Consider the following 25,763-nt stretch of genomic DNA (forward strand, 5'->3'; position numbering starts at 1 on the left):
TCCTCCCGGCGTCATTGTCTCCAGCCCCAGAAACGCGGTTTGGAGCCAGGCCCTAGACTTGGTCCAATCAACGCAGGATGGCAGAGGGGGCCGCAGCATGTCCAAGTTCACCGGGACAGGATTGACCTTCGACGACGTGCTGTTGGTGCCAGCATATTCGGACCTGCAGCCAGGGGAGGCTGACACCAGGTCCCGCCTGTCGCGCGGCATCTCGCTGTCCATCCCATTGGTCTCGGCGGCCATGGACACCGTCACCGAGGCGCGCATGGCGGTCGCCATGGCCCGGCAGGGCGGCATCGGCATCCTCCACCGCAACCTGTCGGTCGAGGAGCAGGCACAGCAGGTCGACCTGGTCAAACGATCCGAGGCCGGGATGGTCACCAACCCGGTGACCTGCAGCCCGGACGACACGCTGGCCGACGTCGAGCGGTTGTGTGCGACGTACCGGATCTCGGGGGTGCCCGTGACGGACGTGTCGGGCACGCTCGTCGGCATCGTGACCAATCGCGACATGCGCTTCGAGACCGACCAGTCGCGGCCCGTCCGCGAGGTCATGACCAAGATGCCGCTGGTCACCGCCCCGGTGGGGGTGTCGCGGGACGAGGCGTTCGCGCTGCTCAGGCAGAACAAGATCGAGAAGCTGCCCCTCGTCGACGCCGACGGCCGGCTGCGCGGCCTGATCACGGTCAAGGACTTCACCAAGAGCGAGCAATATCCGCTGTCCACCAAGGACGCCGACGGGCGCCTGCTCGTGGGCGCGGCCGTGGGGGTCGGCGGGGACGCAGAGCAGCGTGCCAAGGCGCTGATCGAGGCCGGGGTGGACGTGGTGATCGTGGACGTGGCCCACGGGCACTCCAAGGGCCTCGCCGACATGATCGGCAAGCTCAAGGCCAACAGCAAGGTCGAGGTCATCGGCGGCAACGTCGCGACCAGGGCGGGCGCGCAGATGCTGGTCGACGCGGGCGCGGACGCGGTCAAGGTGGGGGTCGGGCCCGGCTCCATCTGCACCACCCGCGTGGTGGCCGGCGTGGGCGCGCCGCAGGTGACGGCCATTTATGAGGCGTCGAAGGCGTGCGGGCCGGCGGGCGTCCCGGTCATCGGCGACGGCGGCCTGCAATACTCCGGCGACATCGTCAAGGCCATCGCGGCGGGCGCGGACACGGTCATGCTGGGCTCGCTGCTGGCCGGGTGCGAGGAGTCGCCCGGTGAGCTGATCTTCATCAACGGCAAGCAGTTCAAGTCCTACCGGGGCATGGGCTCGCTCGGCGCCGTACGCAACCGCGAGCGCGGCGGCGCCTCCTTCAGCAAGGACCGCTACGCGCAGGCCGACGTCGGCGGCGAGGACAAATACATCCCCGAGGGCATCGAGGGTCAGGTGCCCTACCGCGGCCCGGTGGCGGCCGTCGCTCACCAACTGGTCGGCGGGCTGCGCCAGGGCATGTGGTATGCCGGGTGCCGCACGATCGAGCAGATGCACACCGACTGCGAGCTCATGCCGATCACGGCGGCAGGCCTCAAGGAGAGCCACCCCCACGACATCCAGATGACCGTGGAAGCTCCGAACTATCACAGAAGGTAAGTTCATGACTCAGCAGGTGGAGATCGGCCGGGGGAAGACCGGGCGGCGGGCGTACGCGCTTGACGAGATCGGCCTGGTGCCCTCACGGCGCACTCGTGACCCGGAGGAGGTCTCGATCGCCTGGCAGATCGACGCCTACCGGTTCGAGCTGCCCGTGGTCGTCGCGCCCATGGACAGCGTGGTGTCACCGGCCACCGCGATCGAGATCGGGCGGCTCGGCGGCCTGGCCCCGCTCGACCTCGAAGGGCTGTGGACGCGGTACGACGACCCGTCGCCGCTGTTGGAGGAGTGCGCCGCCCTGGACGCGGCGGCGGCCACCAAGCGGCTCCAGGAGATCTATGCGGCGCCGATCAAGGAGGATCTGATCGGGCGGCGCATCGAGGAGATCCGGGCCTCCGGGGTGACGACGGCCGTACGCCTGTCGCCGCAGCGCACGGTCCAATACCACAAGGCCGTGATCGACGCGGGCGTGGACATCTTCGTCATCCGCGGCACCACGGTCTCCGCCGAGCACGTGTCGGGGCGTGCCGAGCCGCTCAACCTCAAGCAGTTCATCTACGAGCTCGACGTGCCGGTCATCGTGGGCGGCTGCGCCACGTACACCGCCGCCCTGCACCTGATGCGCACCGGCGCGGCCGGGGTCCTGGTGGGCTTCGGCGGCGGCGCCTCGCACACCACGCGTAACGTGCTCGGGGTGGCGGTGCCGATGGCCACCGCGATCTCGGACGTCGCGGCGGCGCGGCGGGACTACATGGACGAGTCCGGCGGCCGCTACGTCCATGTGATCGCCGACGGCGGCATGGGCACCTCGGGCGACATCGCGAAGGCGATCGCGTGCGGGGCGGACGCCGTGATGGTGGGCTCGCCGCTGGCACGGGCCGCCGAGGCGCCGGGGCACGGGTTCCACTGGGGGTCGGAGGCGCACCACCCGGATCTGCCGAGGGGGCGGCGGGTCGAGTTCGGGACCGTGGGCACGCTGGCGCAGATCCTGCACGGGCCGTCGAGTGTGGCGGACGGGTCGATGAACCTGATGGGTGCTTTGAAGCGGACGATGGCGTCGACCGGTTACTCCGACATCAAGGAGTTCCAGCGGGTCGAGGTCGTGGTGGCGCCGATCCAGCGCTGACCTGGCCAGCCCTCGGGGATCCTGAGGGCTGGTGGCAGGTCAATCCCAGGGCTTCCAGTCCTCCGTGGGGATCTCGATCTCGATCGGGTCCGGCAAGGTGATCGTCTCGCCGAGGCTCCAGCTCTCCTGGTGGAGATAGGCGCCAGAGGCTTGGTCGGGGATCGAGTAGAGGGAGATTCTCGAGACGGACGGATCGAGGTCGATGAGCAGGTAGTAGGGGATCTCGGCCCTTGCGTATCCGCACCACTTCCCCTTGCCCGTCTGCTTGCCCGTCGGGGGTCGGTCCCACTTTGCCGTGGCGGGGGATGTTACTTCGATGACTATCTCAGCCTGGTCGGTGACCAGATGCGTGGGGTTAAGGTCCCACGCGCCCTGCCAGATCTCGGCGTCCATGACGATGAGATCGGGGATGTAGCCGTTCTCCTCGGCGACAAAGCCCAGCTCATTGCTGTGGATACATCGCCATCGGTAGGATGGGTCGGCATTTCTGCGGTTCGCCAGCGTCTCGATGATCTGCAGGATGACGGCATTGTGGCGGAACCGGGGGGCGGGGGACACGACGAGCTCTCCATCGATGATTTCGATTCGGGTGCCGTCGTGTGGGATGTGGAGATAGTCGTGGAGTTCACCCGCGACCCACATCTGGTATGGGGAGTCGGGCAGGATGACGCGAAGCCCCCCGTGCAGGGTGATGACAGCTGCAGTCACTTTTTGTGACTCCTCCTTCACGATCAGCTCCCGTCATCGTAAGGACTCCCATCACTCACTGTACTGGGGATGCTGCAAGCCGTGGTCTTCATCCCGTAACTTCCGTTTCCTATGCGCTCGCCTGCAGGTTCGGCGTCAAGGAGGCCCGCCGGCTCGGCCGTGAGCTGATCGAGTTTCCCGGCGGGCACGGCGGCTCCCGAATCAGGCGGAGGAGTTCGGGAAGCGGCTCGTGCGCGTGCTTCTTGATCCGGACGCGTAGTGTTTGGCTATGGATTCCGTAGAGGAGAGAATCGCCCGGCTCGAGCGGCAGGTCGCGGACCTTCAGCGGCATCTCGGCATCGATCCCGCGCTCGCGGACCCTCAGGGGCCGTTCCTGCCGCCGGAGTTCTACCAGGCCTTGGAGCGGGGGAAGACGATCCTGGCCATCAAGATCTACCGTGAGGCGACCGGGGCGTCCCTGCTGGAGGCCAAGAACACGGTGGAGACGATGGCGCGCGGGCGGCGCTGAGGCAGCCTCATGCCCGATGTCGAGCGGGTGTTCCGCGAGGAGTACGGCCGCGCCGTGGCCGTACTGGTGCGTGCCTTCGGGGACATCGACGTGGCCGAGGATGCCGTGCAGGAGGCGTTCACGGTCGCGGTGCGGCGGTGGCCGGTGGACGGGGTGCCGCCGAGTCCGGCGGGGTGGATCATCACCACCGCCCGCAACCGGGCCCTCGACCGGCTGCGCAGGGAGTCGGTGCGGCAGGACAAGCACGCGCAGGCCGCGCTGCTGCACGCCCAGCAGGCCGCTCCTCCGGAGGAGGGAGCCGTACCGGACGATCGGCTGCGGCTGATCTTCACCTGCTGCCACCCCGCGCTCGCCCCGCACGCCCAGGTCGCGCTGACGCTGCGGTTGCTCGGCGGCCTCACCACGGCGGAGATCGCGCGGGCGTTCCTCGTGCCCGAGACGACCATGGCGCAGCGGCTGGTCAGGGCCAAGAGCAAGATCCGGGACGCGAAGATCCCGTACCGGGTGCCGGAGGAGGCCGACCTGCCCGGCCGGCTGCGGTCCGTGCTGGCCGTGATCTATCTGATCTTCAACGAGGGGTACGCGGCCAGCTCCGGCGAGCGCCTCGTCCGCGAAGAGCTCTGCGCGGAGGCCATCAGGCTCGGGCGGCTGCTGGTCTCGCTCATGCCCGGCGAGCCCGAGGTCATGGGGTTGCTCGCGCTCATGTTGCTCATCGAGTCACGGCGGGCCGCCCGTACGGGGGCGGCGGGTGAGCTGGTGACGCTGGCCGAGCAGGATCGCGGATTGTGGGACCGGGGACTCGTGGAGGAAGGCCAGGCCATCGTACGGCGCTGCCTGCTGCTGGACCGGCCGGGCCCCTACCAGATCCAGGCCGCGATCAACGCGGTGCACAGCGACGCGCCGACCGCGGGGGACACGGATTGGGGCCAGATCGTACGGCTGTACGATCAGCTCCTGACGTTCGACCCGAGTCCGGTCGTGGCCTTGCACCGGGCGGTGGCGGTGGCCGAGTCGGAAGGGCCGGAGAAGGCGTTGGCCCTGGTCGATGGGCTCGATGTGGCCGGCTATCACCTCTACCACGCCGTCCGCGCCGACTTGTTGCGGCGGCTGGGGCGGCATGACGAGGCGGCGCAGGCGTACGAGGCGGCCATCGCGGAGGCGGGCAACGAGGTGGAGCGCCAGTTCCTACGGCGTCAACGCGAGGGAGTGCCGTCGCCTGGAGAAGCGGCCGGAGCGTACTGCTCTACCTGGCGATGAACTGGCTGATCGTCGAGCGCCTCACGCTGCCCGACGTGTTCGGCGAGGGGAAGATCCACAAGCTCGTGACCAGCGCCGTGGAGCGATTGCTACCCTGACGTGTGGCCGATCTTCAACACACGCACGAGCTGGTCTACGACGGCGACGTCGTCATCAAGCGGTACGTGGACGGCAAGCAGGGCGGGGCCGAGCGCGAATGGCGGGCGCTGAGCCTGCTGGCCGAGTATGCCCCGGGGCTGACGCCGCGGCCGATCGCGTTCGAGGCCGGCGTGGTGTCGATGACGAGGATCGACGGTGTCTCGCTGCGCGGATTGTCCGTAGGGGACGCTCAGGTCGCCGCTATGGGCGATCTGCTCGACGAGATGCACGTGGCGGTGCCACCGGCCGTGCTCGAGAGTGTCCCAATACGTCCGTGGCAGCCTGCGGCGCTCTGCGACTGGGTGCGGCACAGGGGCGCTGAGTGGCAGCCGCGGGACCCGATGGCCGACCGGGCCGTGAAGGAGGGCCTGCGGTGGCTGGAGAGCTGGCGGCCGGACGAGTCGGGGATGCGGCCGGTGTTCGGGGCCGGCGACGGCAACCTGGCCAACTTCCTCTGGGACGGCGCCCGCGTCCGCCGAGTCGATTTCGAGGACTCCGGACGCAGCGACCTGGCGTTCGAGGTGGCGGAGCTGGCCGAGCACGTGTCCATGTGGGTGGACGGCGAGGTGGACATCGCGGCGCGGTTCGAGCTGAGCCCGCCGGAGGAGCGGCTGATGCGTGACTACCGCAAACTGCACGGGATGACCTGGTTGTTCCTGCTGTCGCACGAGAGCCCGCGCAATCCGCCCGGGACCTTCCAGCGACAGGTGGAGCGGGTGCTGGCAACATTGGGCGCATGAGACTCGCCGGGCCCGAGGACAGGGCAGCCGTGGAGCGGCTGGTCCACGACGCGTACGAGCCGTGGATCGAGGTCATCGGCATGCGGCCGGTGCCCATGGAGGCCGACTACGCCGCGCTCATCGAGGCCGGGCATGTGCACGTGACCGACGACCTGCAGGGGTTGATCGTGCTCGTGCCCGAGCACGGGGTCCTGCTGGTGGACAATGTCGCCGTGCGGCCCGAGAGCCACGGCAAGGGCATCGGGCGCGCGCTGCTGGCGTACGCCGAGGAGCAGGCGCGCCGGCTCGGTCTGCCCGCGCTGCGCCTCTACACGAATGTCAAGATGGCTTCCAACATCGCCCTGTACACCTCGCTCGGCTACGTCGAGACCGGCCGCGAGGGGGTCAAGGGCCGCTCCGCCGTGATGATGCGGAAGGAGCTCAGCCCGTGAGCACACCGAGCAGGTGGGTGACCTCGCGAGCCACCGCGTCGCGGCCGCTCTTGATGTACTTGCGGGGGTCGACGACGCGCTCGTCGTGGGCCAGGTAGTCGCGTACCGCGCCGGTGAACGCCTTGTTCAGGTGCGTCGCGATGTTGATCTTCTTCATGCCGCGCCGTACGGCATCGCGCAGCACGTCGTCCGGCACGCCCGACGAGCCGTGCAGCACCAGCGGCACCGGCACCGCGGCGCGCAGCTCGGCGACGAGCTCCAGGTCCAGCACCGCGTCCTTGGTGGTCATCGCGTGTGAGGTGCCCACGGCCACGGCCAGCGCGTCCACGCCGGTCCTGGCCACGTAGTCGACCGCCTCGTGCGGTTTGGTGCGGGCGCCGGGGGCGTGCACGCCGTCCTTGCCGCCGACCTCGCCCAGCTCGGCCTCCACCCACACGCCCCGCTCGTGGCACCAGGCCGCCACGTCGGCGGTGGTGCGTACGTTGTCCTCGTCGGGCAGCGCGGAGGCGTCGTACATGACCGAGCCGAGCCCCAGCGCCACCGCCTCCTCGACGAGCGCGCGGTCGGTGGCGTGGTCGAGATGCACGGCGACCGGCACCTCTGACCGCCTCGCGACCGCGAGCGAGGCCAGCGCGATCGGCTCCAGAGCGCCGTGGTAGCGCACGCAGTTCTCGCTGATCTGAAGGACGACCGGCAGGCCGAGCGCTTCGGCACCGGCCACGATGGCGCCGGCGTGCTCCAGTTGGATCACGTTGAAGGCGCCCACCCCCGCGGGCGACTGGTGGATGATGTCGCCGATGGCGGCGAGGGGCATGGCAGGCTCCTTACGTGATGACGATCTGCGGGTGGATGTCGGCGTAGACGTCGCGGTCGAACGCGCCGGCGACCGGAGCGGCCACGGCCGCCGCGCCGAGCGCCGCGGCCGTCCTGAGTCTGTCGGGCCACGACCGGGCCTGGTCCATCGCCAGCCCGGCCACGAGCGCGTCGCCCGCCCCGGTCGGGTTGCCCACCACGGTGTACGGCATCCGTGCCCGGAAGGTTCCCTCCCCGGTCACGGCCAGCAGCCCGTCGGCGCCCATGGACACGACCACGGCCTCCGCACCCTGGCTACGCAGCTCCTGCGCGCCCCCGCTGCCGGGGAAGGCCCTGGCCAGCTCCTCCGCGTTGGGCTTGACGACCGAAGGGCGGCCCTTGGGCGCGTGGCGCAGGGGGTCGCCGTCGGCGTCCACGATCACAGGCGCGTCGGGGATGCCGGCGAGCGTGGCGTAGATGTCGGCGGGCACACCGCGCGGCAGGCTGCCCGAGAGGACCACCACGTCGGCCTCGCGTGCCAGGGACGTGTAGCGCCGCACGAAGCCGGCCAGCTCGTCAGGCGTGACATGAGGTCCAGGCTCGTTGAACAGCGCTGTCCGCCGGCCCCCGGCCCCCTCGTGCGGGGTGGGCGCCTCCTGGCGGCCGGGCGTGGTGGGCGTGCCGGCGGTCTCGCAGACCGCCAGCGTCGTGCGGGAGCCGCCGGCGATGCGGCACAGCGCCGCCCGCAGGCCCGCCGCCTCCAGGTCGTCCTCGATCGCCCGTCCCGTCGGCCCGCCCACCAGGCCGGTGACCAGCACGTCCCGGCCGAACGTGGCCAGCACGCGGGCCACGTTGACGCCCTTGCCGCCCGCGCGCCGGTGCACGGCGCCGACCCGGTTGACCCCGTCCCAGTCGACGGAAGGCACCTCGTAGGTCACGTCGAGCGCCATGTTGAGCGTCACGGTGAGGATCATCGGGGCTCCGTGATCCAGCTGCCGTCCTTCATCACCCCGGCCACGTCCAGCTCGTCGGAGAGCACCACGAGGTCGGCCGCCTTGCCGACGGCGATCGAGCCGATCCTGCCGGCCAGCCCCAGCACCCGTGCGGGCGTCAGCGAGGCGACCTGGACCGCGTCGGGCAGCGACATGCCGAGCTCCCGCACGGCGCGGCGGAACGCGACGTCCATGGTCAGCGTGGAGCCCGCGATGGAGCCGCCCTCGACCAGCCGGGCCACGCCGCCCTCCACGCGTACCCGCATGGAGCCCAGACCATAGTCGCCGTCGCCCAGACCGGCGGCCGCCATCGCGTCCGTGACCAGCGCGGTCCTGCCGGGCCCGGCCACCTCGTACGCCAGCCGCATCATGGCCGGGTGCACGTGCACCCCGTCATTGATCAGCTCGACCGTCACCCGCTCGTCGTCGAGCAGCGCCGCCACGGGACCCGGGGCGCGGTGCCCGAGCGGCGGCATCGCGTTGTAGAGGTGCGTGGCCACGCTCGCGCCCGCCTCGATGCCCAGGATCGTCTGGTCGTAGTCGGCGTCGCTGTGCCCGATGGCCGCGATCACGCCTTCGGCGACGGCCATGCGGATCATGTCGAGCGCGCCGGGCAGCTCGGCCGCGATGGTGATCATGCGTACGTGCCCGCGCCCCGCCTTCAGCAGCCCCGCGAACTCCTCCCGCGACGGCTCGCGCAGCAGTGTCGGGTCGTGCGCGCCGCACCGGCTCCTGGCGATGTAGGGGCCCTCGAAGTGGATGCCGGCCAGCAACCCCTCCTCGCACAGCTCGGCCAGTGCCGTCGCGGCCCTGGTCAACCCGTCGAGCGAGTCGGTGACCAGGCTCGCCATGGTCGTCGTGGTGCCGTGCCGCCGGTGCAGCGCCACCGCGTCGCGGGCGCGGTCCTGCTCGCCGGTGGGGAACGAGCCGCCCGCGCCGCCGTGGTTGTGGATGTCCACGAATCCAGGGACGACGTGCCGGCCGCCCAGGCTCAGGCCCGCTCCGGGCGCGGATCCGTGGCCGACGTGCGTGATGCGGCCGTCTTCAATGGTCAGCCACCCTTCGTGCACTCCCTCGGGAGTCACGATCTTGGCGTCGGCGAGAGTAAGGCTCATGAAGAAAGAATCACAGATCGCGTGAGGTGCATGGGCTCGTCGGGGTTGAGCCCGCGGGCGAAGGCCCGGGCGACGGCCACCCGCTGGGCGCGGATGAGCTCGGCCATCGGGTCGAGCCCGGTCTCGAAGAATGTCCCGCCAGTCTCCTCGACCTGCGCCCGCAGGCCGTCGGGCGCGGTGCCGAGCATCCACGTCACGCGCCCCGGAGCGGCGATGCTGATGGGGCCGTGCCGGTATTCCATCGCCGGGTACGCCTCCGTCCACGATCGGGACGCCTCACGCATCTTCAGCGCCGCCTCCTGCGCCAGCCCGACCGACCAGCCGGTGCCCAGGAAGCTGAACTGCTCGGCCTCGACCAGCGCGCCGGGCAGCGGCGCGGCCACCGCCTCCTCGGCGTCGGCGATCGCCTGCGTCAGGTCCTCGCCGAGGCCGGCGCGGAGCAGGGCGAGCTGCGTGGTGGCGAACCTGGTCTGCACGACCGAGCGCTCGTCGGCGTAGTCGAGCACCGCGACCTCGCCGGCGGCCGTCATGATCGGGGTCGTGGGATCGGCGGTGATGGCCGTGGTCGCCGTGTCGATCCGGCCCAGCAGCTCCAGCACCTCCGTCGTGGTGCCCGAACGGGTCAGCGCCAGCACGCGGTCGTAGCGGCGGCCGGTGGGGAACTCGGAGGCGGCGAAGGCGTCGGTCTCGCCGTGCCCGGCGCGCTCGCGCAGGACGGCGTACGCCATCGCGATGAACCACGACGTGCCGCAGCCGACGACGGCGACCCGCTCGCCCCGGCGGGGCAGCACGTCGACCGGAACGTCCTCGATGGCCCGCCGCCAGCACGACGGCTGGGACGCGATCTCGGCCTCGGTGTGGGTGGTCACCGCATGCCTCCCCTGATTGATTGTTTCTGCATTATTTATAGCAGAAAAGCGCAGTAATGGGCAGCGGTGGCTTGGGCGTTCCTGGTGTGCCACGCTTGCTCCTGACCACATCCGCTAGGAGGCATTCGTGTCCCGCTACGACCGCTGGAACGCCATCCTGGAGCTGCTGGTCCAGGAGGGCAGGTTGTCGGTCGAGGAAGCCGCCCAGGCGCTCGACGTCTCCACCGCGACCATCAGGCGGGACTTCGACCAGCTGGCCCAGCAGCAGATGCTCATGCGCACGCGGGGCGGCGCGGTCGCGCAGAGCGTGAGCTACGACCTGCCGCTGCGCTACAAGACGGCCAGGCACGCCGACGAGAAACACCGCATCGCGACCGCGGCGGCCGAGCTGGTCACGCCGGGGGCCGTGGTGGGGCTCAACGGCGGCACGACCACCTCCGAGCTGGCGCGCACCCTCGCCACGCTGCCCTCGCTGGAGACCGGCTTCACGATCGTCACGAACGCGCTCAACATCGCCGCCGAGCTCACCGTGCGCCGGCACGTCAAGATCGTGGTGACGGGTGGGGTGGCCAGGCAGCAGTCGTATGAGCTCATCGGGCCGCTGGCGTCCGGCGTGCTGGAGCAGGTGACGCTGGACGTCGCCTTCCTCGGTGTGGACGGGCTCGACGTCGAGCTGGGCGCGTCGGCGCACCACGAGGGCGAGGCCAGCGTCAATCACCTGCTGATCAGCCGGGCCGCGCAGGTGGTCGTGGTGGCCGACTCCTCGAAGATCGGCAAGCGGGCGTTCTCGCGCATCTGCCCCCTCTCCCAGATCGACACGCTCGTCACGGATTCCCGGCTGCCGGACGCCGTGGCCGGACAGCTCTCCGACGCCGGGGTCAAGGTCGTACGCGCCTGACAACTCCCCCTCCCTAAGGCCCCGCACCGTCCACCGGCCGTCCGACCGGGCCACACCAACCGCGGCCGGCCAGCTCACATCGCGTCGGCTCATATGGCGCTGCGGGTTCAGAGGGGCTAGGGGTTCTGGTGGGGCTGGAGCTTGGAGGTGGCGCTGAGAGCTCGCAGGGCGCTGCCGGTAGACACAGCGCCGGCGGCGAGGTCCCCAGCCGGTGGCCTGACCGGAACGCCGGTGACGACGCCGGCGATCGTGCGCAGGTGGCGGCATTGCGATGAGGTGCTGGTGGAAGGGTGGGATCGGGCGCATGGGGTCGGGGACGGCCGGGCGGGGGTCGTACGGGGCTGGGCGTGGGTAGGTATGGTTCGCAGGCGATTGGGGGAGCTATGGGGTCGGGAAGGGGTGTGGCGGGGCTCGGTCCCGCGCAACGCACCGCGGCACTGGAGGACATGGCCGCGCGGGAGCTCGATGTGGTCGTGGTCGGCGGCGGCATCGTCGGCGCGGGCATCGCGCTCGACGCCGCGACCCGCGGCCTCGACGTCGCGCTGGTCGAGGCGAGGGACTTCGCCTCCGGCACCTCCTCACGCTCCTCCAAGCTGATCCACGGCGGTCTGCGTTACCTGGAGCAGCTCAACTTCGAGCTCGTACGCGAGGCGCTCCAGGAACGTTCGCTCCTGCTCCAGCGGATCGCGCCCCATCTGGTCAGGCCGGTGCCGTTCCTCTTCCCGATGACCCATTTCGGCTGGGAGCGCCCGTACGTGGGCGCCGGCGTGGCGCTCTACGACATGCTCGGCTACGCGTCCGGGCTCACCCGCGGCGTGCCCGGCCATCGGCACCTGTCCAGGTCGCGGGCACTGCGGCTGTCCCCGGCACTGAAGAAGGCCGCCTTCACCGGCGCCGTTCAATACTGGGACGCCCAGGTCGACGACGCGCGTTACGTGATGACGACGCTGCGCACGGCGGCCACGTACGGCGCCCTCGTCGCGCCCCGGTCGCAAGTGGTGGGTTTCCTGCGAGAGGGCGAGCGGGTCACCGGCGTGCGGGTGCGCGACCTGGAGTGCGGTGACGAGCTGGAAGTACGCGCCCAGCAGGTGGTCAACGCCACCGGCGTCTGGACCGACGACATCCAGGAGCTGGTGGGCGGGCGGGGTCAGATCCACGTACGCGCGTCCAAGGGCATCCACCTGGTCGTGCCGCGTGACCGGATCCACTCGCTGACCGGGATCATCCTGCGTACCGAGAAGTCGGTGTTGTTCGTGATCCCCTGGGGCCGCCACTGGATCATCGGCACCACGGACACCGAGTGGACGCTGGACAAGTCCCATCCGGCGGCCTCCCGGGTGGACATCGACTACCTGCTCGACCACGTGAACGCCGTGTTGTCGGTGCCGCTGACCCGCGACGACGTCGAGGGCGTCTACGCCGGGCTGCGGCCGCTGCTGTCGGGCGAGTCCGACGAGACCTCCAAGCTGTCCAGGGAGCACGTGGTGGCTCATCCGGTGCCGGGCCTGGTGATGATCGCGGGAGGGAAATACACCACCTACCGCGTCATGGCGCGCGACGCCGTGGACGCCGTGGCACACGGCCTCGACCAGCGGGTGCCGCGCTCGTGCACCGACCGCATCCCGCTCGTCGGCGCCGAGGGTTACCAGGCGTTGTGGAACTCCAGGCACCGGCTCGCGCAGAGCTCGTCCCTGCACGTGGCCAGGATCGAGCACCTCCTCCAACGGTACGGGTCCCTCATCGACGAGGTGCTGGAGCTGATCGAGCGTGACCCGTCGCTGGCCAGGCCGCTGGCCGGGGCCGACGACTACTTGCGTGCCGAGATCGTCTACGCCGCCACCCATGAGGGCGCCAGGCATCTCAACGACGTGCTGACCCGGCGTACGCACATCTCCATCGAGACCTTCCACCGCGGCTCGGCCGTGGCGCAGGAGGCGGCGGAGCTGCTGGCCGGGCCGCTCGGCTGGGACGGGGAGCAGGTCAAGAGGGAGGTGGAATACTTCACCAAGCGCGTGGAGGCCGAGCGCCGCTCCCAGGAGCAGGACTCCGACCAGGAGGCGGACGCGATCAGGCTGGGCGCGCCGGAGATCGTCCCCGTCGTCGCACCGGAGTGAGCACACCGTGAGTGAGCGAAGCGAGCGAACAATCAGACACGCGAACAGTTCGGTCATGCGACCGACGAAGGAGGTCGCCGTGAGTGAGCGAAGCGAGCGAACAATCAGACACGCGAACAGTTCGGTCATGCGACCGACGAAGGAGGACGCATGACCGAACCGTCCCGGCAACTGTCCGATCCCCGCGCGTTGCTGGAGGGATACCTCGATCACTACCGCGCGGAGATCCTGCGGGTGCTCGACGGGCTCCCGGAGCCGGAGGTGAGCCGGGTGCCCTCCGGGTGGACGCCGGTCGCGCTGCTCAAGCATCTTGCGTACATGGAGCGGCGGTGGCTCGTCTGGGACTTCGCGGGCGAGCCGGTCGAGGACCCGTACGGCGACCGCGACGACGAGGAGGCGTTCGTCGCCACCGAGTCGTTCGAGGAGATCAAGGAGTTCTACCTGGCGCAATGCGAGCGGGCCAGGCAGGTCGTGGCCAAGCGGTCGTTGTCCGACCCGGCCTCGCAGATCGGGCGGTTCCAGCCGCCCAAGGAGCCGCCGACCCTGGGGTGGATCATGTTCCACGTCCTGGAGGAGTACATGCGGCACGCCGGGCACCTGGACATCGCCCGCGAGCTGGCGGGCGGCCAGGAGGCCGCCCGCCTATAGGTCACTGCGCGGGCGGGTACCGCGTGGCGTCGTGCACGTCGAGCAGCGGCTCCTTGACGCCGTCACCCGAGTCGTCGGTCCAGTTGCTGTTGCCGGTGGAGATCAGCGTGCTGCGGACGGCCAGCGAGCCTGCCCTGGTCGTCGGCTTGCGAGCACCCGAGGTGAGGATGCCGGCCGCGCCCGCCACGTGCGGGGAGGCCATCGAGGTGCCGCTGATGGTGTTGTAGCCGCCGTTCCGCCACGTCGAGTAGATGCAGGTGCCCGGTGCGGTGATCTCGACGGTGGCGCCGTAGTTGGAGTAGAACGCCGAGGTGTCGTCCTGGTCGGTCTCGCTGCGGCACGACAGCCTGCTGCCGCCCGCGCCGCCGGGCAGGCCGTCGTTGTCGGTCATCGCCGAGACGGTGACCACGTCGGGGTGGTTGGCGGGGAAGAAGGTCGAGGTGTTCGCGTGGCTGTTGCCGGCGGCCACGACGACCACGATGCCGGCGTTGACCGCGTTCGTGATCGCGGTGCTGATCGCACTGCTGGAGCAGCCGTTGCAGCCCAGGCTGAGGTTGATGACCTCGATGGTGGAGGCGCGGGCCACCACCCAGTTGATGCCGGCGGCGATGCCGGACAGGGTGCCCGAGCCGGCCGCGTTGAGGACCTTCACTCCGTGGATGCGGGCGCCGGGCGCGACGCCGACCGGGCCGATGGTGTTGTCGATCGCGCCGACGGTGCCCGCGACGTGTGAGCCGTGGCCGTTGTCGTCGGTGCCGGAGTTGTTCAGGCAGACGCCGGTCATGCAGTTGGCCCGCGCGACCACGTTCAGGTCGGGGTGGGTGTAGTCGACGCCGGTGTCCACGACGGCCACGTCCACGTCGATGCGGACGTCGTCGGTGCTGTCGATGTCGAGGTTCGGGTTGTCGGGGCCGAAGATCCGCCGTACGCCGGTGGGCGTGGTCTGCGGGAAGGCGGTGACCTCGGCGTCGGGCTCGACAGTCAGCACGTTCGGGTTGCGCTTGAGCTGCTCGGCGGCGGCCGCGCTCAGGCGGGCGGTGTAGCCCTTGAAGGCGTGCTCGTAGACGCCGATGAGTTCGCCGCCATGCTGGGACACCTGGTCCTGGGCGACGCCGCGGGGCGCCCGCATGGCCGGGTTGAGCTGGACGATGTAGGTGCCGTCCGGTGCGGCGGCGGAGACGGGGAGTGGCGTCAGGGGTAACGCCAGAGCGCCGATGAGCAATGCGAGCAGGGGGGTGAGTGATCGCATGAAAGCCCTTTCTCGACAGGCTGCTGTCAGTAAAGCTTTCATCATTTGTCTGGAAAAGTCCATAAAAAAGGTGCCGATTCGCATACGAACCGGCACCTTCTGGTTGCTTAACGGAGCGGGATCCAGCTTTGTGAGGCGAGTGTCGCGGCGTCGTTGACCTGGATGCCCTCCTGGGAGAACGTCCAGATCGTGTCGCCGATGATCATCGAGCGCTGGATGCCGGGCTGGTAGTCCTGGCCGGCCTGAGCCGGGTGCTTGATCATGCCCAGCTTCGACACGCCCGAGTCGTCGATCTTGAGAACGAGTGCGCCCGACTCGTTCTGCTGCGTCAGCGGGATGACCGACAGGCCGGTCTTCGGCCAGTACAGGAACGCGTGCGGATCCCACTCGGCCTCGGACCCGGAGTCTTTCTGGAACAACTGCGACAGCCGGCGCGGGCTGGCCGGGTCGCTGACGTCGAACAACGACACCTGGGTGCCGAGCGTCCTGCCCTGCTCGCTGGCCTCCTGGCCGATCCCGATCAGCCGGCCCTCGCCTCCGGGGTGCAGGTACGCCGAGTAGCCGGTGATCTTCAGCTCGCCGGTTACCTTGGGGGCCGCCGGGTCACGCAGGTCGAGCGTGTAGAGCGGGTCTACCTGCTTGAACGTGACGCAGTAGCCGACCGCGCCGATGAACCTGACCGAGTAGATGCGTTCGCCCTCGCCGAGCCCGCCGACCTCGCCGCTCTTGGCCAGGGTGTCGGCCTTGAGCACGTGGACGGTGCTGGAGCTGTTCTTGCCGTCGGCCGAGGTGAGCGTGGTGGCGACGCGGAGGTGGCCGTCGTGCTCGGACATCGAGTACTGGTTCAGCAGCCTGCCGCTGACCTTGCCGGAGGCCACGTAGGAAGGCGGCCCTGGGGAGCCGACGTCGAACCGGTGGATCTCGGTCTCCTCGGGCGGGATCGTCGGCGTCGGCTTCGGCTCTTCGGGGGTGGGCTCCTCCGCCGGGGGAACCTCCGGGGTGTCCTCGATCGGCATCGGGAACACCGACCACCAGCGCGGGTTGCTGGCCACGTACAGGCTCGTGCCGGTGCCGTACACGATGTCGCCGTCGGCCGCGAGGCTGATCGGGTCGGTGCCGGTGGCGGTGACGCCCTGCGCCAGGTCGAGCGTGTGCACGGTCAGCAGTGAGGTGCCGGTGTAGTCGGCGGGGTGGCTGACCCGCTCGCACTTGACCACGTCGTTCCTGACGGCGCCGGACGCGTCGGTGATCTCGATCTTGGGCAGCCAGGCCTCGATCGGGGCCTGGCGCACCGCGGCCTGGTTCGCCTTGATCCGCTCGGCCTCCGAGGCGTTGTCCTTCGGCTGCGGCAGCTCGATGGCCGGCTGGCTGCGGGTGACGATCCTGACCGTGGAGCCGACCATCCTGGCGTCCACGTACGTGCCCTGGGGTTTGACCGTGCTCAGGACCTTGGGCTCGCCGGCCAGGTCGACCAGAACGTACCGGGTGTCGCCGTACGGGAGCGCCCTGGACACCTTGAACATGACGTCGCTGAAGCCGCGGAACAACACCAGGGCGCGGTCTCCTGACAGCAGCAGGTCGGCGGGGGCGAAGACCCGCTCGTCGCCCTCCGCCAGCTTCAGCGTCGAGGTGACCTTGCGCGTGGCGGTGTCGATGACCCGCAGCGTCCCGCCGGTCACCGTGACCACCCGGTTTCCGTCGGTCTTGACCAGGTCAGGCTCGTCCACGCCGGCCTCGTGCACGTTGGTCGTGGAGTGCTCCGGTACGGCCGTCTTCGCGTTGGGGGTGATCGCCGCCGTGTCCTCCGCCCGCGCCGTCAGGGGCATGACGCCGCCGAACCCCCACGGGCCGACGTTCGCCGCCGCTTTCTCGCGCAGCCCCGCCAGCATGTCGTCGCAGCTGTTGTAGGCGACCAGGCGGACCGCGCCGAGAGTCGTCTTCTTGGGCGGCGCCGGAGGCCCTCCCGTGGAGGAGGTGCAGGCGGCCGTGACCGTGGCGAGTGCCACGGCGGTCACGGCCGTACGGATCAGCGTCTTCATGACCTCATCACGGCTTGCCGCGCCCGATGGTTCAGGAACCTGGTTGCGGGTTGATGGTGAAGGCGGGGCTGAAGTCGACGTTGTCCGGAACCTCCAGCAGCTTGCGCAACAACTTGCCGGAGAAGTCGATCACCTGGATCTCGTCGTTGACGCCGTTGTCCTGCTCCCAGCAGTAAAGGTGGTTCTCGTCGTAGAAGCCGAGCACCTTGTCGCAGTCGGAGTAGAACTTACGCAGGCGGTCACCGGAGGCGGCGTCCCAGATGCAGTGGTCGCCGTCGCCGCCGTTGGGGCAGTTGGTGACGAACGCCTTGCCCGACGGCGAGAAGATGTCCTGTGTGCCGGCCGACAGCGTGCCGATGCCGGGCAACGAGCGTGTGGCCTTGCCCCGGGTGTCGAAGAAGCGCAGGCCGCGGTTCTTCTCGCTGCCGTAGACGTTGACCACGCCCTCGTCCGCGCCGTCGAAGCCGAAGGCCGTGTCGCGGACCGAGGAGTCGGACACGTTGACCGTGGTGGCCTCCTTCGTGGCCACGTCCACGATGACGAAGCCGAGATAGACCCATTTGTCCTCGCCGGTCTTCCGCTCCATGTTGAGCAGGATCTTCGAGCCGTCCTTCGACCAGGCCCTGATGCTGCTGATCAGCGGCTCCTTGACGGTCTTGACCGTCGTGCGATCGTTGGACTCCCGGTCGGTGATGTAGATGAAGTCGTAGTCGTCCGAGCTGTAGCTCCTGCCCCTGGTGGCGAGATAGCGGCCGTCGGGCGAGACCATGGACTCCCAGTTGCCGGCGTATTTCGTGAACGAGCCGCGGAGCGAGCCCCTCGCGTAGTCGATCCAGTCGTCCTTCGCCTTGTCGTAAATCTCGTAAGAGGTCAGGACGATCGCGTCGGACGGGTTCTCGTACAGCGAGATCTTCCCGCCGGGGAGCGTCTTCTTGGTGCCCGTCCGCGGCACGGCGGCCTGGCCCGTCGCCTGACTCGAGGGCGGATTGGTGGCCGAGCTGGCGGGCGGGCCGGTCGGGCTGGTGGTGCTGTCGGTTCCCGTGCGCCCGGACGTCGGTGATTCCGCGGGACCGGCGACGACCTCCGCCGACTTTCCGAGCTGGATGACCACGATCACCCCGGCGAGCAGCAGCAACGCGGTCGCCACCGTGATGCCCATGATCAGCGGGGTCTTGCTGCTCTTCTGCGGTGGCCGGCCGTACATGCCGGGGTGCGTCGGCTGCGCGTACGGGGCAGCCGACGGCTGCTGCCACTGCTGGTGGGGACGCGGCGGCATCGGGCCGGAATGCGCGCCCGGCGCCGGGTGGGGGACGGCGCCGGGATAGGGGACCGGGCCGGACTGCGGATTCGACGGCGGGCCGTACTGCGGGCTCGAGGGCGGGCCGTACTGCGAGCCCGACGGCGGACCCGAGGGCGGGCCCGCCGGCGGCGCGAAGGGCACCTGCGGGGCCGCCTCGGCGGCGGCCTGCGCGAGCATGCCGGGCTTAGGCGCGGGGTGCTGCAGCAGGCGCATGATCACCTGCTCGGCGGTCGGCCGCTGGGACGGGTCCTTGTTCAGGCACTCGGCCACCACGTCACCCAGCATCCCGTCCAGGACACCCAGGTCCGGCTGCTGGTTGAGCACCCGGTTGATCACCGCGGGCATCGTGTCGCTGCCGAACGGCGCCCGTCCCGAGGCGGCGAACACCATCGTGCTGCCCCAGGCGAACATGTCCGCCGCCGGCCCGACGGTATGCCCCATGATCTGCTCGGGCGGCATGTACGACGGCGTGCCCACCACCGTGCTGCTGACGGTGGAGGTGGCGTTCAGCGCCCTGGCGATGCCGAAGTCGATCACCCGGGGCCCGTCCGCGCCGATGATCACGTTGGCCGGCTTGAAGTCGCGGTGCACGATCCCGGCCTGGTGAATGGCGGCCAGCGCGGTGGCGGTGCCGATGGCCAGACGGTGCAGGACGGTGCCCGAGCGCGGGCCCTCCTCCTGCACGACCCGCTGCAGCGAGGGCCCTTCGATGTATTCGCTGATGATGTACGGCCGGTCCTGCTCGACCCCGGTGCCCAGGACGGCGGCGGTGCAGAACGGCGCCACCTGCTGGGCCACCTGGACCTCGCGCAGGAAACGCTCGACGCTGGCGTGGTCGCCCGACAGGTCGGGCCGCAGCCACTTGACCGCGACGTTTCCGCCAGAGTGGTCTGTGGCGAGGTATACGACGCCCTGACCGCCCTCGCCGAGCCTGCCGAGGAGATCCAGGCCCCCCAGCCGTTGTGGATCTCCGGGTCGAAGCTGAGCGAAGGATGCCATGAAGGGATTCTGTCGCTATGGCGCGAATCCGCAAAAACTACCCATGGGTAGCTTTACGAATGGCCGCCTGGCATGCGCCTGATGGCCAGCGGCAGGACACGGAATGTCCATCTTGATCATCTGCGGCGAACCCTCGCTGAGCTGCCACGATCTGACGGCCCCCACGGCGTCGCCGTCACCACTGGGCTCCCGCCGGAATAAGGCGGTACGACGTCGTGTCCTTGACGGGCATGGAGATTCGTTACGTCGGCGGGCCGACCGCGCTGCTCGAGATGGGCGGAGTGCGGCTGCTGACCGACCCCACGTTCGACGCGCCCGGGGAGTACCCGATCGGGAACAGGGCACTCACGAAGACCGCCGGCCCCGCCGTCGGGGCCGACGAGGTCGGGCCGGTGGACGCCGTCCTGCTCTCCCACGATCAGCACCCGGACAACCTGGACAGAGCCGGGCGGGCGTACCTGGCGTCCGTGCCGCTGGTGTTGTCCACGGGGGCGGCGGCCGAGCGCGTGGGCACGCCGGTGCGCGCGCTGCCCAACTGGACGTCGGTCGAGGTGGGCGGTGCGGTGCGGGTGACCGGGGTGCCGGCGCAGCACGGGCCGGACGGGACCGAGCATCTGGTGGGGGAGGTGACCGGATTCGTGCTCGATGGGGAGGGGCTGCCGACCGTCTATGTGAGCGGGGACAACGCCTCGCTGGACGTCGTACGGGCCGTCGCGGAGCGGGTGGGGCCGGTGGACGTGGCGTTGTTGTTCGCGGGCGGGGCGCGGACGCCGTTGGTGGACGGGTATTTGACGCTGCCGAGCGCCGACGCCGTCACGGCCGCGGAGATCCTCGAGGCTCGGTACGTGGTGCCGTTGCACTTCGAGCATTGGGCACATTTCACGCAGGGCAGAGACACGGTGGAGAAGGCGTTCGCGGGCTTCGGCGACCGGCTCCGGCTGCTCGGCCCCGGCGAACGGACGTACCTGGACGTGTGATGCTCGCCTGTGGCGAACGGGCGGGGTCTTCCTGATCAGCGCCTGGCAGGGTGGAGTGGTGAGCTGGAACGCGCGAGCGCTGGACGTCCTGGCCGCCGGGCCGCCGACCCCGTTGATCGACTTCCCGGTGCCGGCGCCCGGGATCAGGCTGCTGCTGAAGGACGAGTCCGCGCAGCCCACGGGGAGCCTGCGGCACCGGCATGCCCGGGCGCTGTTCCGGCAGGCCATCCTCGACGGGCTGGTCGCCCAGGGCACGACCGTGGTGGAGGCGACGGGCGGCAATGCCGCGGTGGCGCAGGCGTGGTTCGCGCGGCGGCTCGGGTTGCCCTACATCGTGGTCATGCCGGGCGAGCGCAGCGAGGCGCGGGCGCGGGCGGTGGAGGCGCTGGGCGGGGAGTGCAGGTTCGTGACGCCGCCGCTGGCGATCTACGACGCGGCCCGGGAGATCGACGGGCACTTCCTCGACCAGTTCGGGCGGGCGGCGCCGCATGATCTGGGGGAGGAGCTGTTCGGGCAGGTGAGCCCGGACTGGGTGGTGACGGGCGCGGGCACAGGCGCGACCTCCGCCACACTCGGCCACTGGCTACGCTCCCACCACCCGGCCGACACCGACGGTCCCGTCCCGAGCGCCGCCGGCCGCGCCTCAGGTGCCGTCGGAAGAGACGGGCCAGGGACAGCGGAGAACCGCTCATCGGGCACTCTCGAAGGATCCGCGCCGGGCGGCGGCGGGTGGCGGTGTCGGGTTGCCGTGGCGGATCCTGAAAATTCGGCGTATTTCCCCGGCTGGGCCCTCGACACCCCCGACTACGTGACCGGCATGCCCTCGCGCATAGAAGGCATCGGACGGCCGCGCATCGAGCCCGGCTTCCGCCCCGACCTCGTCGACCTGGTCATCCCGGTGCCGGATGCGGCGAGCGTGGCGGCGGCCAGGCGCATCAGGGACGTGACGGGGCTGCCGGTGGGCGGATCCTCGGGCACCGCGCTCTGGGCGGCGCTGGAGCTGGTCGAACGTATGCGTGCCAGAGGCGAGTCCGGCACCGTGGTCTCGCTCATCGGTGACGCCGCCGACCGGCATCTGGCGACATACCACAATGACGCGTGGGCCGCCGGGAAAGGCCTGGACCTCGGCCCGCACCTCGCTGAGCTGCGCCGCCGCACCGCAGTTCACCCCAGCGGGTGACTGACCCAGACGTTCGGCTCCACGTAGACGACATGGTCGTGCTCCATCGAGCAGTGCACGGGGTTCAGCGCGCCCGGCACCTCGACGGTGCCCGTGCGGTCGAACGGCACGTCGCACCACGTGCGCCACTCGGCCGGCGTGCCCGCGACCACCATTGACCGCGGCGCCACCTTGACGATCTTGCCGCCGGCCCGCACGTGCACCCGCAACCAGGCGTCGTACGGCAGGCCGTCGTCGCGGGTGCGGTAGGCGTACTCGCTCATCGGGGTGTGCGGTTCGAGGTGCTTCATGTTGGGCCGGACCGGCGCGACCAGCTCGCTGAAACCGTGGCGGGCGGCGCGGTCGCGCATCGCCGCCAGCATCACCGACGACAACCCCTTGCCCTGGAGGTCACGGCGGACGGTGATCTCCAGGGCGGAGACGGCGTCGGGCCGCGTGCCGCGCTGGCGGGCCAGCCAGCCCTGCCGGATCACGCCGTCCCATCCGTCGTCGGGCAGCTCGTCCCCATCGGCCCGGTACGGGATCATGCACGCTCTCGCCACCAGCCGACCGGGATCGGCGTCGTCGTCCGCCACCAGCACGTACTCGGGGTAGATCGTGTCGGCGAACGGATAGAACAGGTCGGCGATCGGATCCTGGAGCATGAACATGGGCCACGTGTGGTCCATGTTCCACAACTCCGGCCCGAACTCGGGGCGCTCGGCGAGTGTCGTGATCTGGAGAGCCATGCCGATCATCTTCACATCATCATTTGCCGGTAGTCGTGTGATTTATCGCCGCATTACCCGTGCGCTAGCGTCGGCGCCATGACGGAACTTGACCCCAGGCTGCGGGCGGTCACCGACCTCATGGTGGCCGAGGCACGCGAGGGCGGCGGCAGGCACGAATACGACGGCCGGATCCAGGACCTGTCGCCCGACGGCGTACGGGCCGGGCTGGCGCGGCTCGGCGAGGGGGCCGCACCGGCCGACCCGCATGACGCCGAGCATGTGAAGGTGTTCGAGGAGAGCCTGCGTTACCAGTTCGGGGAGTTGCAGCTGCACCGCAAGAACCCGATGGCGCACCTGTCGAACCTGGACCTCGCCTGCTACGACCGCGACTACGGCCCGGAGGAGGAGCGCGCCGCGGCGAAGGCGGCCCACCTCGCGCTCTGGCCGGACGCCGTGGACGGGGCGATCGCCTCGCTCGACCAGTTGAGCGCGCCGGTTGCGAAGTCCCTGATGGGCGCCGCCAGAGGGCTGGCGGCCGGGGTCGAGGAAGAGGCCGCGCTGGCGGCTCACGCCAGGCTCGTCGCCCACCTGGAGCGCGCCGCGGCCGAGGGCGACCCCGACGCCGCGCTCGGCGGCGAGGCGCTGGCCAGGCTCATGGGCACGGCCGAGGGCCTGCCGGTGGACCTCGGCCGGCTGGCCGAGCGGGCCGACGCCGAGCGGGACCGGCTCATGGGACTGCTCGGCGAGTCCTGTGCGCGGCTGGGGCGTTCGGGACCGCCGCTGGACGTCGTACGAGAGCTGGTCAGGGACCACCCCGACGCGAACGGCGTGATCGAGGCGGCCAGGGTGGGCACCGAGAAGGCCATCGCGTTCACCCGCGAGAAGGACCTCGTGCCCTACCACGACGGGGAGTGCCTGGTCGGGCTCGCGCCCGAGTCGCGCCGCTGGGCCATGGCGATGATGGCCTGGAACTCGCCCGGCGAGCCCGAGGGCCCGTCCTGGTACTACATCACGCCGCCCGACCCCTCCTGGCCCGCGCGGGACCAGGAGGAATGGCTGGAGGTCTTCAGCCACACGACGCTGCCGGCGATCAACGTGCACGAGGTGGCGCCGGGGCACTTCTCGCATGCCCGCGCGTTGCGCCGGGCGCCGTCGGAGGTGCGGCGGCTGCTGCAGTCGATGTCGTTCATCGAGGGGTGGGCGCATTACGCCGAGGAGTTGTGCGTCGAGGAGGGGTTCGAGGCCGGCGATCCGCGCTTCGCGATCGGCGTGTGGGTGGAGGCGCTCATCCGTGTCACCCGGCTGGCCTGCGCGATCGGCGTGCACACCGGGCAGATGACGGTCGAGGAAGGCGCCAGGCGCTTCGAGTCGGACACGCACCTGGCAGGGCCTGCGGCGCTGTCGGAGGCCCGGCGGGCCACCTTCGACCCGACGTACGGCCGTTACACCTGGGGCAAGCTGCTCATCCTCGACCTGCGGGAGCGGGCGCGCACGGAGTGGGGGACGGGCTTCACCGTGCAGCGCTTCCACAAGGCGCTGCTCGATCTTGGCTCGCCGCCCCTGGGACTGATCGGCGCGATCCTGTAGCGTCGATCGCGTGCGCGAGCTCGTTGGCAAGGTTGCGGTGGTGACGGGCGCGGCCAGCGGCATCGGCCGGGCCCTGGCGTTACGGTTCGCGGCCGAGGGCATGTCGCTGATGCTGGCCGACGTCGACCACGGCGGGCTGGCGGAGACTGCCGCGCTGGCCGGGGACGGCAAGGTGCTGACACAGATCACCGACGTCTCCGACGCCTCCGCCGTCGCCCACCTGGCCAACCGGTGCTTCGGCGAGCTCGGGGCCGTGCACGTGCTCTGCAACAACGCCGGCGTCTATCAGGGCGGCCACATGTGGACCCGCAGCGAGGAGGACTTCGCCTGGCTGCTGGGTGTGAACGTGTGGGGCGTGCTGCACGCGATCCGCGCGTTCGTGCCGCGCATGATCGAGCAGGACACCGAGGGGCACATCGTCAACACGGTGTCGGTGGCGGGATTGTTCGCCGCGCCCGGGTCAGGCGGCTACGCGCTCAGCAAACACGCCGCCCTGGCCGCCTCCCACGCGCTCGCCCAGGATCTGGCCGCCGCGGGCGCCAAACTCCGCGTGACCGCCCTCTGCCCGGGGGCGGTCAGGACGCGGATCGCCGAGTCGGCACGCGTGCGACCGCCCGGCCTGGTCAGCACCCCCACCAGGGACGAACTCGACGCGCTCCACCATGTCGGCAGGCACGCGGCGGACGGGATCGAGCCGTCCCAGGTGGCTGAGCTGGCCGTGGAGGCCATCCGCGAGGAGCGGTTCCTGGTGCTGACCGACCCCGAATACGCCGCCAGGCTGCGACTGCAGACCGAGACCCTGCTGACCGGGAACCTGCCGTCCTACCAGTGACGCTCATGGGCGAGCACCCTGACCACGGTGCCGCTGCGCGGCTTGACGACCAGCCGGACCGCGTCACCCGGCAGCACGTCCTTGTAGACGCTCTGCTCCACGCGGAACGCCGTGGCCTTGTCGGAGCTGCCGTCGTGCAGCGCGATGTAGTAGTCGCGCCGCGATCCGTGCTCGCCGTGCGACTCGACGTGGACCCACCGCTTGACGACGTGCCCGGTGACCTCCTGCCGCTTGGGAGCCTGCCCGGCGTTCTGGCGAGCTTCGGCCGGCTCGATCTCCACGCCGTGCCAGCCGCTGCCCGTGAAGATCCACTCCTGCTCGGGGTTGGGGGGCGCCGCCTCCGGCCCGGCGATCTCCCGGCCACGCGCGGTCGCCAGGAATCCCCGCCCGCCCATGAGCAGGCTCATCCCCGCCACGAACGACACCATCGTCGCGATCCCGCCGGCCCACGACACCCCGGACCGGGAGACGGTGGCGTACCAGGGGACGACGAGCGCGGCCGCCAGAAGCAGTGGCACGATCATGGTGGGCCACCGCCGTCGCGCCAGACCGAGATCGATCGCACACTGCCGGACCAATGGCATGAACTCGCGCTCCAGATCGGCGCCGTCGGGCATGAGCGCGATGACCGGCGCGTACGGTGCCCCTGCCATCCGGGCGGCCACCCGTTCCAGCACCCATCGCTCGTACGGCAGCAGCGGCTCCCGGCGGAGTGGCGCCAACGAGAAACGGTCGCCCTCGACCGTCGCCCACCCGCGCCCGGCCAGCTCGAACAGCGCCGAATGGAACACCTCCTGTGCCCGCATGCCGCGCAGAAGCTCCACCACGGGCTGGGGCGCGTCCCGCGCAGGAGGCGACGTCGGCGGCCGCTCGCGGCTGGACACCTTGAAGGCGACGGCCAGCGCGGCGACCCACACGGCCCACGCGGTCACCGGCCAGACAAGATCCATTGTTCTGTGTTAGCACGAGTCTCAC

At 70.3% G+C, this 25,763-nt stretch carries 23 protein-coding genes; 13 read left to right on the forward strand and 10 right to left on the reverse strand.

All coding sequences use genetic code 11. The features are described 5' to 3' along the window. Nucleotides 1-97 precede the first annotated feature (97 nt). Together guaB and EDD27_RS49405 are read left to right on the forward strand one after the other, a co-directional pair. The gene (gene guaB, locus EDD27_RS49400) at nucleotides 98-1,579 is read left to right on the forward strand and encodes an IMP dehydrogenase (RefSeq protein ID WP_127939640.1); all 1,482 of its coding nucleotides are present in this window, start codon (nucleotides 98-100) and stop codon (nucleotides 1,577-1,579) included. A gap of 4 nt (nucleotides 1,580-1,583) precedes the next feature. Then, entirely contained in the window at nucleotides 1,584-2,705 is a 1,122-nt protein-coding gene (locus tag EDD27_RS49405; RefSeq protein ID WP_206642006.1) for a GuaB3 family IMP dehydrogenase-related protein, read from the forward strand. A gap of 39 nt (nucleotides 2,706-2,744) precedes the next feature. Here the strand turns inward: EDD27_RS49405 and EDD27_RS49410 are convergent, their stop codons facing one another. After that, nucleotides 2,745-3,434, reverse strand: a complete 690-nt coding sequence (locus EDD27_RS49410) for a Uma2 family endonuclease (RefSeq protein ID WP_127939641.1) — start codon at nucleotides 3,432-3,434, stop codon at nucleotides 2,745-2,747. Between the two features lie 247 nt (nucleotides 3,435-3,681). Between EDD27_RS49410 and EDD27_RS49415 the strand changes: the two genes are divergently transcribed. From EDD27_RS49415 to EDD27_RS49435, 4 genes are all read left to right on the forward strand, one after another. Continuing rightward, the gene (locus EDD27_RS49415; protein ID WP_127939642.1) at nucleotides 3,682-3,921 is read left to right on the forward strand and encodes a hypothetical protein; all 240 of its coding nucleotides are present in this window, start codon (nucleotides 3,682-3,684) and stop codon (nucleotides 3,919-3,921) included. Nucleotides 3,922-3,930: 9 nt separating this feature from the next. Continuing rightward, the gene (locus tag EDD27_RS49420) at nucleotides 3,931-5,178 is read left to right on the forward strand and encodes an RNA polymerase sigma factor (protein ID WP_127939643.1); all 1,248 of its coding nucleotides are present in this window, start codon (nucleotides 3,931-3,933) and stop codon (nucleotides 5,176-5,178) included. Nucleotides 5,179-5,279: 101 nt separating this feature from the next. Beyond that, nucleotides 5,280-6,056, forward strand: coding sequence for a phosphotransferase family protein (locus tag EDD27_RS49430; protein WP_127939644.1), 777 nt, complete (start codon nucleotides 5,280-5,282; stop codon nucleotides 6,054-6,056). Further along, a complete protein-coding gene (locus EDD27_RS49435) occupies nucleotides 6,053-6,487 on the forward strand; it encodes a GNAT family N-acetyltransferase (RefSeq protein ID WP_127939645.1) in 435 nt (144 codons plus the stop codon). Before EDD27_RS49430 ends, EDD27_RS49435 begins: the two co-directional genes overlap by 4 nt. Here EDD27_RS49435 and EDD27_RS49440 read toward each other — a convergent pair. The 4 genes from EDD27_RS49440 to EDD27_RS49455 are packed head-to-tail and all read right to left on the reverse strand — an operon-like array spanning nucleotide 6,477 to nucleotide 10,255. Continuing rightward, a complete protein-coding gene (locus tag EDD27_RS49440; RefSeq protein WP_127939646.1) occupies nucleotides 6,477-7,301 on the reverse strand; it encodes a class II fructose-bisphosphate aldolase in 825 nt (274 codons plus the stop codon). The two genes, EDD27_RS49435 and EDD27_RS49440, sit on opposite strands and share 11 nt — an antisense overlap. A 10-nt stretch (nucleotides 7,302-7,311) precedes the next feature. Continuing rightward, nucleotides 7,312-8,253, reverse strand: a complete 942-nt coding sequence (locus tag EDD27_RS49445; protein ID WP_127939647.1) for a 1-phosphofructokinase family hexose kinase — start codon at nucleotides 8,251-8,253, stop codon at nucleotides 7,312-7,314. Next, the gene (gene nagA, locus EDD27_RS49450; RefSeq protein WP_127939648.1) at nucleotides 8,250-9,386 is read right to left on the reverse strand and encodes an N-acetylglucosamine-6-phosphate deacetylase; all 1,137 of its coding nucleotides are present in this window, start codon (nucleotides 9,384-9,386) and stop codon (nucleotides 8,250-8,252) included. The genes EDD27_RS49445 and nagA overlap by 4 nt, the downstream gene beginning before the upstream one ends. Then, complete coding sequence (locus tag EDD27_RS49455; RefSeq protein ID WP_127939649.1) at nucleotides 9,383-10,255, reverse strand: SIS domain-containing protein; 873 nt, start codon at nucleotides 10,253-10,255, stop codon at nucleotides 9,383-9,385. Before EDD27_RS49455 ends, nagA begins: the two co-directional genes overlap by 4 nt. Nucleotides 10,256-10,382: 127 nt before the next feature. On the opposite strand from EDD27_RS49455, the gene EDD27_RS49460 reads away from it, so the two are divergent. From EDD27_RS49460 to EDD27_RS49470, 3 genes are all read left to right on the forward strand, one after another. Next, nucleotides 10,383-11,153 (forward strand): DeoR/GlpR family DNA-binding transcription regulator, encoded by a 771-nt coding sequence (locus tag EDD27_RS49460; RefSeq protein ID WP_127939650.1) that lies wholly within the window; start codon nucleotides 10,383-10,385, stop codon nucleotides 11,151-11,153. 383 nt (nucleotides 11,154-11,536) lie between these two features. Further along, on the forward strand, nucleotides 11,537-13,267 hold the full coding sequence (locus EDD27_RS49465) for a glycerol-3-phosphate dehydrogenase/oxidase (RefSeq protein WP_127939651.1): 1,731 nt from the start codon (nucleotides 11,537-11,539) through the stop codon (nucleotides 13,265-13,267). Between the two features lie 150 nt (nucleotides 13,268-13,417). Continuing rightward, nucleotides 13,418-13,915 carry a DinB family protein gene (locus EDD27_RS49470; protein ID WP_127939652.1) on the forward strand — a complete coding sequence of 166 codons (498 nt, stop codon included), beginning with the start codon at nucleotides 13,418-13,420 and terminating at the stop codon, nucleotides 13,913-13,915. A 1-nt stretch (nucleotide 13,916) separates the two neighbouring features. Here the strand turns inward: EDD27_RS49470 and EDD27_RS49475 are convergent, their stop codons facing one another. From EDD27_RS49475 to EDD27_RS49485, 3 genes are all read right to left on the reverse strand, one after another. Further along, nucleotides 13,917-15,164 (reverse strand): S8 family peptidase, encoded by a 1,248-nt coding sequence (locus EDD27_RS49475; RefSeq protein WP_164904138.1) that lies wholly within the window; start codon nucleotides 15,162-15,164, stop codon nucleotides 13,917-13,919. 107 nt (nucleotides 15,165-15,271) lie between these two features. After that, nucleotides 15,272-17,203, reverse strand: a complete 1,932-nt coding sequence (locus tag EDD27_RS49480; protein ID WP_241564654.1) for a beta-propeller domain-containing protein — start codon at nucleotides 17,201-17,203, stop codon at nucleotides 15,272-15,274. A gap of 31 nt (nucleotides 17,204-17,234) precedes the next feature. Next, nucleotides 17,235-19,502, reverse strand: a complete 2,268-nt coding sequence (locus tag EDD27_RS49485; protein WP_127939654.1) for a protein kinase domain-containing protein — start codon at nucleotides 19,500-19,502, stop codon at nucleotides 17,235-17,237. A gap of 230 nt (nucleotides 19,503-19,732) precedes the next feature. Between EDD27_RS49485 and EDD27_RS49490 the strand changes: the two genes are divergently transcribed. Beyond that, on the forward strand, nucleotides 19,733-20,479 hold the full coding sequence (locus tag EDD27_RS49490; protein WP_127939655.1) for an MBL fold metallo-hydrolase: 747 nt from the start codon (nucleotides 19,733-19,735) through the stop codon (nucleotides 20,477-20,479). 58 nt (nucleotides 20,480-20,537) lie between these two features. Continuing rightward, complete coding sequence (locus tag EDD27_RS49495; RefSeq protein WP_127939656.1) at nucleotides 20,538-21,659, forward strand: PLP-dependent cysteine synthase family protein; 1,122 nt, start codon at nucleotides 20,538-20,540, stop codon at nucleotides 21,657-21,659. On the opposite strand, the gene EDD27_RS49500 is transcribed toward EDD27_RS49495, so the two are convergent. Then, nucleotides 21,644-22,387: an N-acetyltransferase gene (locus EDD27_RS49500; RefSeq protein ID WP_164904139.1), complete on the reverse strand. Its 744-nt coding sequence runs from the start codon at nucleotides 22,385-22,387 to the stop codon at nucleotides 21,644-21,646. The two genes, EDD27_RS49495 and EDD27_RS49500, sit on opposite strands and share 16 nt — an antisense overlap. 78 nt (nucleotides 22,388-22,465) lie before the next feature. Between EDD27_RS49500 and EDD27_RS49505 the strand changes: the two genes are divergently transcribed. Beyond that, complete coding sequence (locus tag EDD27_RS49505; protein WP_127939658.1) at nucleotides 22,466-23,956, forward strand: DUF885 family protein; 1,491 nt, start codon at nucleotides 22,466-22,468, stop codon at nucleotides 23,954-23,956. 10 nt (nucleotides 23,957-23,966) lie between these two features. Then, the gene (locus EDD27_RS49510) at nucleotides 23,967-24,788 is read left to right on the forward strand and encodes an SDR family NAD(P)-dependent oxidoreductase (protein WP_127939659.1); all 822 of its coding nucleotides are present in this window, start codon (nucleotides 23,967-23,969) and stop codon (nucleotides 24,786-24,788) included. Here the strand turns inward: EDD27_RS49510 and EDD27_RS49515 are convergent. Continuing rightward, nucleotides 24,779-25,738 carry a DUF2207 domain-containing protein gene (locus tag EDD27_RS49515; RefSeq protein ID WP_127939660.1) on the reverse strand — a complete coding sequence of 320 codons (960 nt, stop codon included), beginning with the start codon at nucleotides 25,736-25,738 and terminating at the stop codon, nucleotides 24,779-24,781. The genes EDD27_RS49510 and EDD27_RS49515 overlap by 10 nt on opposite strands. Between the last annotated feature and the right edge of the window lie 25 nt (nucleotides 25,739-25,763).

Origin of the sequence: Nonomuraea polychroma, assembly GCF_004011505.1 — a bacterium.
Taxonomy (GTDB): domain Bacteria; phylum Actinomycetota; class Actinomycetes; order Streptosporangiales; family Streptosporangiaceae; genus Nonomuraea; species Nonomuraea polychroma.

Coding starts and splice junctions, on each gene's coding strand:
- guaB (WP_127939640.1), top strand. CDS start 98: ATGTCCAAGTTCACCGGGACAGGATTGACCTTCGACGACGTGCTGTTG.
- EDD27_RS49405 (WP_206642006.1), top strand. CDS start 1,584: ATGACTCAGCAGGTGGAGATCGGCCGGGGGAAGACCGGGCGGCGGGCG.
- EDD27_RS49415 (WP_127939642.1), top strand. CDS start 3,682: ATGGATTCCGTAGAGGAGAGAATCGCCCGGCTCGAGCGGCAGGTCGCG.
- EDD27_RS49420 (WP_127939643.1), top strand. CDS start 3,931: ATGCCCGATGTCGAGCGGGTGTTCCGCGAGGAGTACGGCCGCGCCGTG.
- EDD27_RS49435 (WP_127939645.1), top strand. CDS start 6,053: ATGAGACTCGCCGGGCCCGAGGACAGGGCAGCCGTGGAGCGGCTGGTC.
- EDD27_RS49440 (WP_127939646.1), bottom strand. CDS start 7,301: ATGCCCCTCGCCGCCATCGGCGACATCATCCACCAGTCGCCCGCGGGG.
- EDD27_RS49445 (WP_127939647.1), bottom strand. CDS start 8,253: ATGATCCTCACCGTGACGCTCAACATGGCGCTCGACGTGACCTACGAG.
- nagA (WP_127939648.1), bottom strand. CDS start 9,386: ATGAGCCTTACTCTCGCCGACGCCAAGATCGTGACTCCCGAGGGAGTG.
- EDD27_RS49465 (WP_127939651.1), top strand. CDS start 11,537: ATGGGGTCGGGAAGGGGTGTGGCGGGGCTCGGTCCCGCGCAACGCACC.
- EDD27_RS49470 (WP_127939652.1), top strand. CDS start 13,418: ATGACCGAACCGTCCCGGCAACTGTCCGATCCCCGCGCGTTGCTGGAG.
- EDD27_RS49475 (WP_164904138.1), bottom strand. CDS start 15,164: ATGCGATCACTCACCCCCCTGCTCGCATTGCTCATCGGCGCTCTGGCG.
- EDD27_RS49480 (WP_241564654.1), bottom strand. CDS start 17,203: ATGAAGACGCTGATCCGTACGGCCGTGACCGCCGTGGCACTCGCCACG.
- EDD27_RS49485 (WP_127939654.1), bottom strand. CDS start 19,502: ATGGCATCCTTCGCTCAGCTTCGACCCGGAGATCCACAACGGCTGGGG.
- EDD27_RS49490 (WP_127939655.1), top strand. CDS start 19,733: ATGGAGATTCGTTACGTCGGCGGGCCGACCGCGCTGCTCGAGATGGGC.
- EDD27_RS49500 (WP_164904139.1), bottom strand. CDS start 22,387: ATGGCTCTCCAGATCACGACACTCGCCGAGCGCCCCGAGTTCGGGCCG.
- EDD27_RS49505 (WP_127939658.1), top strand. CDS start 22,466: ATGACGGAACTTGACCCCAGGCTGCGGGCGGTCACCGACCTCATGGTG.
- EDD27_RS49515 (WP_127939660.1), bottom strand. CDS start 25,738: ATGGATCTTGTCTGGCCGGTGACCGCGTGGGCCGTGTGGGTCGCCGCG.